Source organism: Formosa sejongensis (assembly GCF_033447105.1).
In the GTDB taxonomy this organism is placed as follows: domain Bacteria; phylum Bacteroidota; class Bacteroidia; order Flavobacteriales; family Flavobacteriaceae; genus Formosa.
On sequence record NZ_JAWQUN010000003.1, the window covers coordinates 155,822 to 172,226 of the forward strand.

The following is a 16,405-nucleotide window of genomic DNA, read 5'->3' on the forward strand; positions in this document are numbered from 1 at the left end:
TAAAAAACGAAACTTATTTTACACTTAATGTTATCGTTTTTAAATCTTTATCTAATGAAGATTTACCAACTGAAATCGTAAAATCGCCAGATTCTACGACCTTTATTAGATTTTTATCTAGAAGAGCTAAATGTTCTGAATTCAATTCAAAAGATATAGTTTTTGTTTCTCCCGGTTTTAAGCTAATACGCTCAAACCCCTTCAGCATTTTATTATAACGCCCTACCGATGCAAAATTATCTCTCACGTACATTTGCACGATTTCATCTCCGAGAACGTCTCCAGTATTTGTAACATCTACAGAAACAGTTGTTTCTCCATCACGATTAATTTTTTGATTTTGTAATTTTAGATTAGAATACTCAAATGTGGTATAACTCAGTCCAAAGCCAAATGGAAACAAAGGGGTTTTATCTGAAAATTTATACAATCCTTTCCCCGAGCCTATAAAATCCGGACGTTCTAAATAGGTTACTGGAATTTGGCCAACAGAACGTGGGAAAGACACCGTTAATTTTCCACCAGGATTATTATCTCCGAATATCGTTTCTGCTATTGCCGTTCCAGAATCCATACCTAAATACCATGTTTCTAAAATTGAAGGAATATGTTCTGCTATGTAATTTATGGCTAACGGTCTTCCATTTATTAAAACCACAACAATAGGTTTTCCTGTTTTATAAATGGCTTCAACCAATTCGTTTTGAACTCCAAATAAATCAATATCATTTCTATCATAACCTTCACCGCATGTTTCTGTAGATCCACCGATTGCTAAAATAACTACATCCGATTTTTCTGCAGCTTCAATAGCTTTTGCAAAACCATCTGTAGATTCACTTTTTAAAGGTGCACCTTCAGCATAATTAATCTGAATCTTTTCACCTAATTTATCTTGAAGTCCTTCTAAAACAGAAGTATAATATGGAGGTATCCCAGCATACCCACCCAATTGGGGATACTTCCCATTTTGATCACGCACTTCTGCTGCATTAGGCCCTATAACAGCAATGCTTTTAATTTTATCTCTATCAAGCGGTAATAAACCACCATCATTCTTTAATAAAGTAATCGCCTTTTTAGCAATTTTTAATGCTACAGCTTGACTTTCTGGTTTACTTACAATAGAATCTGGAAACACCTTACCCATAGATTCAAATAAACCTAATTTATATTTTGCAGTTAAAATACGAGATACACTTTGGTCTACATATTTTACCAATGACGCATCGTTTTTTAAAGTATCTAATAACACGTAATTGATATATGCGGAATTATCAGGGCTTTTACCAATAACTAGATCCATATCTACGCCTGCTTTTAAACCTAAAATAGCAGCTTCTGTTCTGTTCTCAGCAATAAAGTGCATTAAATTTAAACGAGAAACATCGTTATTATCTGACACTATAACTCCATCGAAACCAAGTTCGTCACGTAAAATATCTTTAAGCAACCACTCGTTCATATGACAAGGAATTCCATTAAAATCCTGATGACCTGGCATAATAGACCCAACATTTGCTTCTTTTATTGCAGCCTCAAAAGGAGGTAAAAACACTTCACGCAATCTACGCTCAGACATATCGCTAAAACCTCCATTAATTCCTCTTCTGTTTTCAGGATAACCAACAAAATGTTTTGCAGTTGCCAGAATGTGATTCTCATCTAAATATTCATCACCAGTACCTTGTAAGCCTTGAATAAATGCAACCCCCATTCTAGACACCAAATATGGATCTTCTCCATAAGATTCTTCAACACGACCGTAACGTGCATCTCCAGAGATAACATCTAAATTAGGAGAATAACAGTGGGTTAAATTTGCAGCTCTAGCCTCTTTAGCTATTTGTGTAGTCATTTCTCGTAAAAGTTCTGGATCCCAAGTTCCTCCTAGAGCAATAGCCTGTGGATAAACGGTCGCCCCTTCTAACCAAAGTCCATGTAAACATTCGCTGTAATTCATTATAGGAATTCCTAGGCGTTCGTTTGTTGGAGCATCCTGTGTTAATTCTGCTATTTTTTCTTCAAGTGTCATTTCACTTAACAGAAAAGCTACCTTATCTTGAACTTCATCGTTTTGTGAATTTGAATTGTTTTTACAACCAACGAATAGGAGAACAACTAAACTATAGAGGTATATTTTAAGCATATTAAATTAGATTAATTGAATTAAAATGACTCTCAAAACTAACTTTTTTAATAGTTAATAGAGTACTGAACTGTACTGAAAGCATGTTCTACACTTTTTCTGTTTAACAGAAAAAGCCAAAATCTATACTGTTATAGATTTTGGCTTTTTAAATTCGCTTACTTTAGTTTTGGTTACCAGCCTGGATTTTGTCCTAAGTTTGGATTTTCACTTAAATCTGTTAATGGTATTGGCCATAAATAATCTTTACTTTCATCAAATGAAGGAGTCCCCCAACTTGTATCTTTATAAGGGTCTACATATGCTTTTCCATCCACAGTAGTTATTTTAGGTTCTGCAGTTGGATATCTTGCTATTGCAGCTTCATTCCAACGAAGGCCTAAATCTGGTTGATTTAATTTGCTACCTTGCTTCCATCTTCTGATATCTTCATATCTAAAGCCTTCACTAAACAATTCAACTCTACGTTCACGTCTAATTTCAACGAGTAACGATGAAATACCTTCATTAGCGTATCTTGGATCCATTGGAGGATTCATTGTTAAATGTACCAAATCAACTCTATCACGTAATAAATTAATACTCACATCTAAATCTTCTTGTGTAATTGTTCCTAATTCAGCTAAAGCTTCTGCATAAATTAAGAAGGTTTCTCCTAATCTGAATACAACACCTGGAGTTGAACCACTGTTATGCGCTCCCGCATGAACACTTGCTACATAGGTTTTGATCATATGATATCCTGTACCTGAAGATTTACCTCCTGACATATTCATATTCGCAAACCTTGGATACGGATTTACATCCCATTTATTATATTCATAATAGTCTTTATCTGCTGGAGCCAAAACGGTTTGTCTTAAACGTGGATCACGATTGATAAATACATCTTCAATTTCTTCATCTCCTGCATATTGTGGAGACAATGAAATTGGTAAACCATCTAAACATAAATAATCTTCAACAGCACTTTTTGTTGCGCCTCCAGAATTATAAACATAATATTTCATAATATTATTATTCCGTATTCCCGTTTCATATTTTACCCAATGAATGATCTCTGGATTTCCTGTTAAATCTTGAGAACGGTGTAAATCATTATAAGCAGTAGCTGGATCTCCTGTATCATTTAAGGTAAACCCACCATTATTCATCAATGTTTTTGCCGCATCTGCAGCTTGTTGTAACCACATATTAGCATTAGAACCGCCATGGTATTTTTGCCAAGTACCTTCAAATAAACAAATTCTAGCTTTTAAAGCCAATGCATCCCAATAATTTAATCTACCAGGATCTTCTCCAAGCCCCCAGTCTGTAGGGATATTAGCAACTGCAAAATTAATATCCTCTAATACTTTTTCCATTACAAAGTCACGTGGATCTCTTTCTCCAAATAACTCAGGAGACTCTGTTGTTAATTCAGTATCAATCCATTGGTTATCCCCAAATAAGGATACTTTATTATAATAAAACCAAGCTCTAAACATACGTGCTTCAGCAGCATATTTATTAATTACAGTTTGATCTAAAGAAGTTGCATTTTGGTAGTTGTCTAAACCTACATTTACAGCCCTTAAAAAATCCCATCCTTGATACCCAAATGAATTTCTACCTCCAGGAATTTGTATTCCTGCACGTACATCTTTAGCTCTATTTGCACTTCCTTCTCCCGCTGGAGGTGCTAAATTATCTGTATAAGCATCTAAGTATTGGTAACTTGCAAGGCTACTTCTCCATAAATTATCATGCCCAAATAACACGGTATTTTCACTATCCTTTTTTGAAAGATCATAGATACTGTTGTTGTATACAAGTAAATCATTTTCCGTTTTCCAAAACGTTTCATTACTTAACTCATCTAGCGGATATCTATCCAAGAAATCTTCATTACAACTAATTAAGATAAACGTTGCAAAAAATAGAATTCCTATTTTTTTAATATATATTTTCATTATTAAATGTTTTTTTAAATGATTGATTAAAATGAAACTTTTAAACCTAAACTATAGGTTCTATCAAAGTAATATTGCTGATTTAAACTAGTGTATGTGTTTTCAGGATCTAATGGTTCGTGTATACTTGATGCTTCCCATAAGTTTTGACCTGCTACATAAACTGATACTTTGGTTAAACCAATTTTTTCAACTAAATCTTGTGATAAGTTATAATTCAAGGTTAGATTTTTCAATCGTATATAAGAGGCGTTTTGAACAAAACGAGATTGTGAAACAATATTCTTATTGTTTTCTGTAGAAACCATTGGTCTAGAGAAATAAGCATCTGGATTCTCTGGACTCCAAGTTTCAGTTAAAAAATACTGATCAACATATCCTGTATTGTAAGGATAAAAAGCTGCCCAAGGTGTATTTGGCGGTAAATAATCTCTTGTTAAACCTTGGAAAAACATATCCAAACTAAATGATTTATAAGCTATATTCCCATTTATACCAAAAGAATATCTCGGAGTAGAATTACCAATAATCTTCATATCTCCAGGATTATCAAGTGTTTGATCTCCTCTATCAATTACTCCGTCACCATTTAAATCTGCATATTTCATATCACCTGCTTGCCATACGCCACTATTAATTTGTGTTTGACTTGGAGAGTTAGCAACTTCTTCATTTGTTTGAAAAATACCGGCAGTTTCAAGTCCCCAAATTTCACCAATTTTTTTACCCACGTAGTAATTTGTATAATTACCAGTTGGGTTATCATATTTAGTAATCTCTGTTTGATTATCAGACAATGCTACCGTAACCCCATATTTCCAATCCTGATTAATTTGATCTCTCCAAGAAGCAGAAAATTCCCAACCTCTAGTTCTAAGGTCTGCTCCATTTTCTTGTGGTGCAGAGGCTCCTAAAATTGCTGGTTTAGATACACCTAAAAGCATATCATAGGTATCTCTTTGATATAAATCAAGGGAAAAATTTAATTTATTTTGTAACATATCTACATCTAAACCAAAGTTTGTAGTTGCAACTGTTTCCCAAGTTAATGTTGGACTTACCAAACCTGCTGCTTGTATCATTGGTGTTTGTCCAGAATTCATTATATAATCTGAAGAAGATGCTGACATTGAAGCTATATATGGATAGTAGTTTTGAGACCCATCACTATTCTGTATAACTTGATTTCCTAATTGGCCATAAGAAGCACGTATTTTTAAATTATCTAACCAATCTTCCGTGCTTTCCATAAATGGTTCTTTTGAAATTCTCCAACCTGCAGAAACTGAAGGAAAGAAACCAAATCTATCGTCAGAAGGAAATCTACTAGTTCCATCATAACGACCATTTACTTCTAAAAAATATTTTTCTTTAAAATTATAATTGAATCTAAAAAACATTCCACGTAAAGCATAATGTGCTTGACCACCACCAGTAAATTGCTCTCCGGTAGTTGCATCTAAATCTGTAATACCAGGAGTAATTAAATTATTAGCTCTTGCCAAAACTTGTTGCGTTTTACCATTTTCTTGGTTATAACCCACCATCATTTTGAAATAATTATTTTCTAACTTATCATACTCATATTCTGCATACACATTTGTAGTAAAATATTGACTGTAATTAGTACGGTTTTGAATATAATCATTAGCACTATATCCATTACCAATAATAAGTGAAGAAAGATTTCTATTTTCTAAAAGTTGAATTCTGCTTTTTACATTTTGTTGAGTTCTAAAAGCAACATTGTATGAGAAATCTCCTTTAACGGCAAATCCTTCTGCCAATGTAAGCTCTACACCTTGTGTTAAAACCAAATTTTGATTGGTCCAAGTTTGGCGTCCTCCTTGCTCAATATATGGTAATGAAGAATACGAATCTCCAAAATCCATCCCAATATATTGTTCATATTGATCATGGTCTCCGGGAGTTAAATAATATGGTAAATCAGGAAAGTCTAATGCTGCAATAGGCGACATTCTAGCCACAGAATTTAAACCCGCATCAAATGAATAACCTTGAGGTGAATCATCAGATTGATTAATATAAACCATTCTTTCAGATAATTTTATCCATTTATTTACTTTTATTTCTGCACTTATTAAGGCATTATAACGTTGAAATTTTTGATTTTTTTCCTCATTTGCTAAAAAACCTTCTTTACCAAAATACCCAAATGATGCATAAATAGAAGTTTTTTCAGTTGCCCCTGAAATTCCTAAATTGAATTTTTGTTGTGGTGAACTATTTGTTACAATTTGTTTTTGATAATCATTAAAACCATAAAAACGTAATTCATCATTATATACACCCCACTCATTTTCTTGTGTTGGGTTTTCAGACCATCTTTTTGTACCTTCAATATAATTCTGATCATAAGCTGGTTGCCCCCCTGCATTCACTGCTGCTTCATTCCAAGCAGTAACAAATGTATAGGGATCATTCACTGGGTTTAAATGAAAAATTGGAGTAGCAGTAGACAACTCTGTACTTAAAGTTACTTGTACTTTTCCTTGTTTTCCTTTTTTAGTGGTTACCAAAACAACACCAAATGCAGCACGCGCACCATAAACGGCAGACGCAGCAGCATCCTTTAACACAGAAATACTTTCAATATCTTCAGGGTTTAGCGAGTTAATATCCATTGGAATATTATCAACTAAAATCAATGGCGAACCACCATTAATAGATTCCAAACCACGAATATTAAAGGCTACACTTTGTGAAGGGTCACCATTTTGAACTGTAATATTTAAACCTGCTACAACACCTTGCAAACCCTGTCCTACAGTTGCAATTGGCCTATCTTCTAACACATCACCATTTACCATACCTACGGCACCTGTTATGTTTACTTTTTTCTGAGTACCATACCCTACAATAACGACTTCGTCTAAATTCTCTGAATTTTCTAATAAAGTGATGTTCATTGTTGAGTCTCCTCCTATAGCCTGCTCCACTGTAGTATAACCTACATACGAAAACACAAGAATATCAGATCCTTGCTTTAATGTTAAGTTATAATTACCATCAAAATCGGTAACTGCTCCATTTGATGTTCCTTTTTGAAGAATATTTACACCTGCTATGGGCATACCATCTTCTGAAATTACTGCTCCTGAAACCGACTTCTGCTGTCCTATAGCTGTAACGCTATACAAGGCCATAAAAATGGTAACAAGAAAACAATTCATCTTTTTTAAAATAAATCGATTTTTAATTTTTTGTTTCATACTTAATACAGTTCTTTTGAATTAATAGTTGTTTGATTGTTGGCGACAATTAACAACTATTTAACAATTATAGTATACTGAACAGTACTGATATCATAAAATAATATATACATTTTACGAGAATAAACCTAAACCATTAAACCTCAGTATTTATGCTAAAATATTAGCGTCTTAAAAGAAAAAAACCAATCGTGTCCTAAATAATATTAAATGCTCATTTTTTTCATTGATAAAAAAACGAACCAAAAAAATCTAGGCTTACGAACTTTTATCTAAATTTTTCGTTCACAATCTAAATTTAAAGAACTCGCAACTGAAATTCAGATATGTAGATACATTCGTTTAGCTCAAACAGCTTTAAATTTTACGATACTTTCTCTTCAAATTTTAAGATAAATTTTCGATAGGCCAACAAAAAAAACAAAATTCAACTTACATAGAAAAAGTATCCCCTCAGTACAAGTAATTCTATAAAGTCAACATCGGTATATCTTTTTTGAAAAAAAGACTAATCGTTTAGGACGCTATTAGAAAAAAACTAAACATTCTAAATATTAATTTTGAATGAAGACTATTTAAAATTAAAATAATCCAATTTAACTTCAATTTTATCATCCCCGTTTAACTGAAAGTCAAAGAGGCATTTTTTCTTAAATTATTTTAATAAGGTAGTAGACTCCTCATTTTTAGTATTGATTTCATCTAATTATTCCACTCCAAACGGTTTCACTTCATAAGACAATCTCTCAAAAATTGTTTTTTTTTATTTTACGAACTAACGGAAATATTCTAAAAACGATTCATAACAAAGCCATCTAAAAATATACTTTTCAGACGGCTTTAAAGATTAAAATCAATTCCTGAGAATTGTAATTACGTTTTTATTTTATTTGAAAATTAATTTTTTAGTAGTATGCTTTGATTTTAAGAAATACAAACCTGTCGAAAATTTAGACAAGTCCACTTCATTCCCTTCCCCCTCTAAAACACGCACTCCAAACACATTATAAACATGCCAAACACTAGGTGTACTCAAATTAAATAATCCTGTCCTACTCGGATTAGGGTAAGCAATCAATTCTATTTTAGTTTCTGTAAGAGTCTCTTTTGTAACAGTAAGTAAATTTTTATTAGCAGAGATTTTTGAACCATAAGGTTTAAAAACTCTAATTTTATCTAAATTAAATCCACCACCATCAATATTGAAACGTAATACATGAATACCTGCTGTTAAGTTTAAACCGTATTTAGTGGCTGTTTTATAATCTGTCCAACCCGCTGTTTGCTCTAGTGAATAGTTGGTAAATAGCGGTAGGTTTTCATCTGGAAAAGATGCACCTATTTTAGCGGTATCACTATTGGCAGCATATGTAAATTCAAAGTTATAAGCACCTGTATCCGGAACATTTATGGTATATTCTAACCATTCGCCAGTATCTATCCAACCCACATTATAACCATTTGCATTTGATTGTACATCTACATCATCAGTCCTGTATGTACCTCCAGTATTTCCTAAAGTTAGGTCGTGGAAGCTAATTCCCTCACCACCAACATCATAATTTTCGGCTTCTATAATGCCTGGTACATTTACAATTCCATGGTATGGATTTTGGTTTGAGGCAGAAACTATATTGATTTTATCTAAATTAAAACTCGTACCTTCTATATTTACCAAAAGCGTTTGAAAACCTTGTGCTAAAGTCACACTATTTAAAGAGGTGTCTGTTTGAAAATCTCCCCAACCCGCAGTCTGTGGTAAATTATGACCCGTAAAAATAACAGATTCATTTATTTTTGCACCAATAGTACCTCCTCCAGATTTTCCAGAAGCGTAAACAAATTTAAAATCATAATCTCCAGCTTGCTGCACATTAATAGTGTATTTTAACCATTCTCCTGCTGCGGTGTACCCTATAAATTTCCCACCATTATCTAACCCAATATCTACACCATCTCCAGGTCTTCCAGCTCCTAGTTTATCTTGTGAGTCTGAATCTGAATAGCCAACGCCCTGTCCGCCATAATTATAATTTTCAACTTCTAAAATACCAGGAATTGAAGTTACAGGGTTATTAATTATACTGCCATTTAGTGCAATAGTATTTATTGACAAAGGCGGCAAAGTAATAGCTCCACTACCATCCTTTATAAGCGTTTGAGGATCTTCATTAATTGGAAGATTACGTTCTTGAGCCACATTATCAAACTGCATTGCTTTATGCATAAATGCACCATTATAAGTTGTACCGTCCATTTTTAAGGTAAACGGTACCGATTTATTTGTTAGATTAATAACAAAGACCGTCGTTTTTCCGTTTTTAGTTACAACACGAGCACTTACAGCTTTAACATCGTCTTCAAGTATGGTTGTATTCATACTACTTTCTAACAGCATACTATTTTCAAACACAGATCTTAAAATTTCATGTGTTGCCCCGTAAACGGTTTTCTCTAAAGGATATTTAATTCTAGAGCGTGTGTTTCCATTTACAACGTAATCTTCGAATGTAACAAAAGAATTTAGTTTACCGTTCACACTAAACCAATTTGCTCTTTGGTATATGTTCTGATTTTCCGACATAAACAAATAACAATCTGCCATACCAAGTGCAGACACCGCATTAGGACCGCCAGATTTCACACCCCATTCGGTTAACCAAATAGGTTTGTTTCCTGTATAGATTCTTACAAAAGCATCTGTTGATGTTTCTAAACTCTTTCTCGCTGTTAATGCCGTACTAAAAGCATCATCGGTATTTGCAGCATTATCTGGATCAGAGCCAATATAGGTATGCACGGTAACGGCATCAAAATAAGTTAAGTCTTGGGTGACATCGTCATTCCAATCTGGATTTACCCATGACCCTCTTCTTAATAAAGGAATAGACACTTGAATATTTGGGTCTCTTGCTTTTAAAGCTTGAGACATAGATTTTGCTCTTGCTATGTATTCTGTGGCATTTGGAATGATAGAACTACGCTGGCCAGGGTAAAAACATTCGTTACCCAATTCTATATCTTTTACCTCAAATCCTCGGGCAATTAAATCATCATAACGCGCAACGGTCTCTGGACTTCCATTATTAAAATTAGTGCCATCAGCACTCATATTGAACGTCCAAACAACGTTGTATCCTTGGCCTTGATTAGCTGCCTTTTTATCACTATTTAGTTGCGCTAGACCATCAATACCTACTTTCATATTATTAGTATCAAATATGTTAATGGCATGCAGTTCATCAATCTCAGTCGTTCTTGTTTCTTGCTTTCTAAAAATATAGTCAAAAGTTTCCGTTCCAAAAACCCTTGATTTATCTTGACGCCAATCGTACCAATTGGCAAACAAACCATGTGGAAATCTTATTGTATTTGGATTGAAGGTGTTTATAAAATCTTTATCGGTAGATGAATTAAATCCAAATATATTATATCCTAAAAGCGGGTTTCTAAAAGCTTCTTGTAAATTTGTTTCCACGTTTAAAGTGGCTGTTACCGTATTCGGCAAATCAAACGGATACGATTGGGAGAAACACAGTGTTGGTAACAAAAAGCCTGTAACACATAGAGTTCTTAATGATGAAATAAACAAAAAAGGATTTCCTCTTGTTTTTGTGCACAGTAAAACACGTAATGCTTTAAAATTTAATTTACTCATAATTTAAAAAAATTAGATAGGTTAATGTATTTAATTTCAAATTCTAAAACAGGATACACGTTGTCGTTATTATTTTCAAGAATGCTTAAAAAATTAATAAAAGCTTGCGTAAACTCGAAAACATTGGGGGTAATCTGTTCTCATACTAACACTATAAGTATTAAACCTGTTTAAAAAAACAAATTTTATAAATCAAATACAATCAGAAAGTTAGCACACAAAAACATGTCAAGTGTTATGCACTGTACTGATGTTAAAAAAATAATTATCTTATGTAAGCGTTCCATAACTTTTAGATGCGCTTAAATCCTTAGACAACAAATCTCCTAAAAAAGGTAAGTCCCAACTGGATGAAGGTTATAAACGCTTCATACAATTGGGACTCAACAATAAACTCGAAAATGACTTAAATTCGAACCGTAATGTTTATTTATAAAACGGGAATTTTTTTTATTTAAATTTTAAATAATCTAATTCTGTCTGTAACTTATGATCTCCAGCAAACAAAATATAGATATCTTTTTTTCCTAAAACCTTTTGTAAGGGAATGGAGATTAAACCATTTGACGTTTTATCTAGTTTTACTTCACCAATAATAGGTCCTGTTTGACTATCAATTCTTATTTCTAATTTTCCTTTGCCCACAGTGTTTTTAAGAAAAACATCTAAATCCTTTGATACAGTTTCAAAATTTACATTTGCAAATCTAACACAACTTTCATCCTTTAAATTAGAGACCACAAAACCGTCTTTTTTAGTACCTTTCTTTTTTACATCGGGTGATATTTCATAAAACCATTCGGCTTCAATTTTATCCCAAGACGCATTGTATTGTCCTACTCCATTTTTAAAATGTTGGTCTAAAAAAGCTGTATCTGTAACTATTTTTCCATTATCATCCATATGGCAATAGGTCATTATAGTTTCTCTGTATTTAAAACCATTCTTAAGATAATAACACCAGACGTGATAGAATTGTCCTTTCCAGTTGAAAAAACTTCCATGCGCAAACTGATCTAATTGATGTCCTTTTCCTACAGCTCCAACACTTTCAAACGGACCATAGATATTTTTTGAAATGGCATAATCTCGTCCCCAACTTAAATAATAAGTGTCATTATGTTTGAATAGATAATTTTTATCCATCCATTTAGGTGCTTTTTCCCAGGCTTCTCCATTTATAGTAATTTTCTTAGGCGTTTCGGCAATAGAAATCATATTCTCATTCAGTTTGGCAACGTAATACGAATCAGATTTATCACCATATATGATATATGGCGTCTTGAGCTTGTCGTCGTCCATAAAAATAGTTGGATCATGTAATGGCGCAACCAATGGTACTCCTAAGGCATCGCTATACGGCCCATCTGGAGTATTTGCAGACATAACCCCAATGCCTCTTTTTTGATCGGAAAAATAGAAATAATACTTCCCATTTCTAGTAGCGGCATCGCTTGCCCAACAGTCACCACTACTATCTGACATATAATTATCTTTTGGCGAAATCGTTTCTATTTGCGTCCAATCTAGAAGATTTGTTGTCTTAAAAACACGCCAATCTCTCATATCCCACAATTTATCTTTCGGGCTTGTATCATGACCAGTAAACAAGTAAACCGTATCTTTAAACACGCGAATATGAGGATCTGAAACTCCGTTAACCTTAGTTATTGGATTTTGAGAAAAAACGAATTGAAAGCAGAAAGTTGATAGTAATAAAAAAAGAAATAATTTCAATTTAAGCATGTTTTAAAGTTTTATTTTTACTTTAGAAAGAATTCACGACCAGTTCTATTTGGTTTTTACCGGGTGTTAAACGAATCGTATCGAACTGCGTATTTACTTTTTTTCCATTTAAAATCACTTCTTTTTCTAAAAAAGATTCTAATTTAAATTCTGCGACCATATTTGCTGGTAATTCGATTATATATTCTTCTTTACGTGCATTCACATAAGAATACATGGCTTTAATTTCTCCTCTTATGGTAGGCACTCTAATACTACTATTTTTAAGAGAAGCCAATTGCGGTTGTATGCTTGCGATAGAATAACCCGCTGTTTTAGGCTGAATACCCCATAAATTTCGAGAAATAATATTTGCAGGAACAGCTCCCCAAGCATGATTCCAATCCGAATTTGGTTTATATTTCATATCCCAGGCTTCTAATGTCATTGTTGCTCCAATTCTTATCATATTATACCAACTTCTATCACTTGTAGAAGTCATTAATTGCAACGCATATTCTGCTTCGTTAGCATGATACAAAGCTTCCAATAAATATTGTGAGCCATAAACACTACATGACATTCCTCTAGACTTTATAAATTTTGAAACCGCCGCAACATGTGTTTTGGGAACAATCTGAAAAGCTAACGCCATCATATTAGCATGCAAGGACGCATGGCTTGTACCCTCCCCATCTACATAAATACGCTTTTCTTTATCCCATAATTTTGTATTTATAGCAAGTTTGGTTTGTAAGGCCATCAATTTAAACTTTTCGGCTTCATCCGTTTTATGTAAAATATTGGCGAATTCTGCCATAATTTCTATGTTTTTATAATGAAAACAATTCACAACGGTATTAATGGGTTTAAAAACATAACCATCACGTTCGCCTTCTGCAGTAGCTAATTCCCAACCTGTATTTTTTTGTGCCGGTGGCCAATCTACAATATCTTTTAGTTTTGCTTTTGGGTCTGTAAAACCCAAATCTTTCATAGTCTCTGGCGTTGCTTTTGAGGAACTGATTAAACCATCCTCACGGCGCAAATTTAATAGTGTTTTATGTTTTAATTGCTCATAGTATTTTTCAATTAATTCAGTATCCCCTGTATACATATAATCTGCCTGAACCATTAATACCATATGCAATTGCCATTCGGTTGGCCAAGTAGGATGTTCCATAAAATATTCTATGGTTTGACGTGCAATTGCATATTCACGATCTGTTGTATAATGACTTAATTAATTGAGATACGCATCGGCCTCATAAGGAATCCGCTCACGATCGCCATCTACATAAAGTCCAGCAAAAGTTGTTGCTTTAATAGTGTACTTGCATAAATCCCAAATCTGATTTAGAATTGAATCAGAGCTTTTAAAATCACTTTGTTCGTCTTCCCAATAGCTATGATATGCCAGCTGTTTGAATGCATTAGAATCTAAATCCCCTTTAGCATTCTCAATTTCTGCATACCGGAATGGCATAAGAACAGGAACGTTTTTTGGCAGCGCAACTGCTCCCTTTTTTGTATTGCGCTTATCTGCTCTAATAGGCAAAATATACATCTTTTGATCCGTAGTTACTGGAACTTTAATGTCTTGAAAACGGATACTTCCTTGCGGATTTTGTTTGATTACACCCGCTTCTAGTTGTTCGCCAATACGAATGGTAAGCGTATCATTTTGATTGGTTTGATATTTAAATTGTAGGGTTGCAAAAGCATCTTTACCAAAATCTATAAAATAAGCGTTTCCTTTATTCTGAAATAGTTTTGGTGCTATCGTATCGACTTGAAAACTATTAGACGTAGTCATCCCTGTTACTACATTTTTCATTGTAAAATATTGCATATCAGAATATTTAACCAATCGATTACTTTCATCCCAAACTCTCACTTTCCAGAAATAGGTTTCTCCAGGTTCTAGAGTTTTTCCTTGATGTTCTATATTAATAGATTGTATGCTTTTTACTCTACCACTATCCCAAACATCTCCATTATTATTATCAATATTCATTTTAGAAGATGAAACTAAAATTTGATAAGCCGATTGAGATTCTAACGTATTTGGTAACGTCCAACCATATTTTGGTCTAGAATTATTTATAAAAACACTTTCCGCTTTTCTGATATATTCTACTGTTAAATTATTTGGAGGATTCGAAAACACATCACTATTCTCTTGAATAAGCAACTCACATTTTTGTTTTAATTGATACAATACATCTGCATATTTTTTATTCTTGGCCAGATTCTGAATTTCTTTAGGATCTTTTTTTAGATTGTAAAGAAACTCCAAAGACTTATCGTTTACGTAACGAAAATATTTCCAAGTGTCTGTTCGAACGCCTTCACTTGGTGGGATTTCAGCAAAATCCCATAAATGCTCTATTAAAATTGTATCTCTTTTTATAGATTTAGTTTCCCCATCGACTATTGATTTTAAACTTTTACCTTGCCAAGACTCTGGTCTTTCAATACCTGCTAAATCTAAAATGGTTGCTGGGACATCTGTATTTAGGGCCATGGCTTCAATATCTTGATGCTTTTCAACTCTTGGATCAAAAATAATTAGTGGTACTCTTAGTGAGTTATCATACATGAGCCATTTCCCTGCAAATTGCCGTTCGCCCAAAAAGTACCCATTATCACCCATAAAAATAATGACTGTATTATCTGCTAAACCTTTTTCATCTAATTTTTTTCTGATTTTTGAAATTTCTAAATCAATCCCAGAAATCATGCGATAATAGCCTTTAACACTTTGTTGGTATTTTTCTGGTGTATCGTAACGCCAAGTCCAACGCAACCTATTAAATCCTGCTTTTACAATTTCTGGCTGTTCATTAAAATACTTCGCATCGCCTAATTCAGGCTTCGGCATTATTGTGTTTTGTAAAAGTGAATTCGTTTCTTCTTGCCAAAAATACTGATCTACAGCATTGTCATGTGCATGGGGTGCACTAAAACTTAATTGCAAACAAAATGGTTTCTCTGTACTTATTTCTTCTAAAAAATCAAGTCCTTTTTGTCCTGTGTAACGTGTTAAATGGACTGTATCTTTATTTATCTTTTTGTAATAATAACCACGTTTATCTACATATTTATTATTTCTGTCATAAGTTTCGTAAGCGTCAAATAGTTTGTATTCATCATTATAAATAATACCATATTTACCATAAAAACCCATGTAATATCCATTGTCTTTTAAAAGCTTTGGATACGAATTTTGCATATATTCTTCTCGTACAGCTCCAGTTTGAAAATTGAAATTATGCGTTCGTTCTTGAAGACCTGTTAGAATACTAGCTCTACTTGCTGCGCAAATTGGTGTGGTTACAATTGCATTTTCAAAATAGGTTCCTTCTTTTGCCAATTTATCCATTTCTGGTGTATGGATTAATGTATTCCCTTGATAACCTAAAGCATCAAAACGCTGATCATCTGTTAAAATAAAAATAATGTTTGGCCTTTTAATCGTCTCTTTTTTTACTTTCTGATTTTGGGCATGGACTCCATTACATAGTATTACTACTATAAACGCAGTTAGTAGGATCGTATTAAAAGATATTCTTATATTTTTTTTCATTATTTACTTTTATACTTTTTAATACGTTTAAACCTAGTAAAGTCAAATATCGTATTCCTTCTAAAAGATAGTGTCCTGCACTATACTGATTTTTAAAAC

6 protein-coding genes and 1 pseudogene are annotated in these 16,405 nt (G+C 33.2%); all 7 read right to left on the reverse strand.

What is annotated here, in order from left to right; translation table 11 throughout:
- Positions 1-13: 13 nt before the first annotated feature.
- Positions 14-2,149: a beta-xylosidase gene (locus tag R6X41_RS04840; RefSeq protein WP_318497975.1), complete on the reverse strand. Its 2,136-nt coding sequence runs from the start codon at positions 2,147-2,149 to the stop codon at positions 14-16.
- Between the two features lie 173 nt (positions 2,150-2,322).
- Positions 2,323-4,101, reverse strand: a complete 1,779-nt coding sequence (locus tag R6X41_RS04845; protein ID WP_318497977.1) for a RagB/SusD family nutrient uptake outer membrane protein — start codon at positions 4,099-4,101, stop codon at positions 2,323-2,325.
- Between the two features lie 26 nt (positions 4,102-4,127).
- A complete protein-coding gene (locus tag R6X41_RS04850) occupies positions 4,128-7,295 on the reverse strand; it encodes a SusC/RagA family TonB-linked outer membrane protein (RefSeq protein ID WP_318497979.1) in 3,168 nt (1,055 codons plus the stop codon).
- 925 nt (positions 7,296-8,220) lie between these two features.
- Positions 8,221-10,992, reverse strand: coding sequence for a carbohydrate-binding protein (locus R6X41_RS04855; protein ID WP_318497981.1), 2,772 nt, complete (start codon positions 10,990-10,992; stop codon positions 8,221-8,223).
- Between the two features lie 450 nt (positions 10,993-11,442).
- A complete protein-coding gene (locus R6X41_RS04860; protein ID WP_318497983.1) occupies positions 11,443-12,729 on the reverse strand; it encodes a family 43 glycosylhydrolase in 1,287 nt (428 codons plus the stop codon).
- Between the two features lie 31 nt (positions 12,730-12,760).
- Positions 12,761-13,087, reverse strand: coding sequence for an alpha-L-rhamnosidase C-terminal domain-containing protein (locus R6X41_RS04865; RefSeq protein WP_318498257.1), 327 nt, complete (start codon positions 13,085-13,087; stop codon positions 12,761-12,763).
- A pseudogene (locus tag R6X41_RS04870) lies at positions 13,085-16,306 on the reverse strand (alpha-L-rhamnosidase-related protein); the annotation flags it as partial. The pseudogene R6X41_RS04870 and the gene R6X41_RS04865, both read right to left, overlap by 3 nt.
- Positions 16,307-16,405 lie beyond the last annotated feature (99 nt).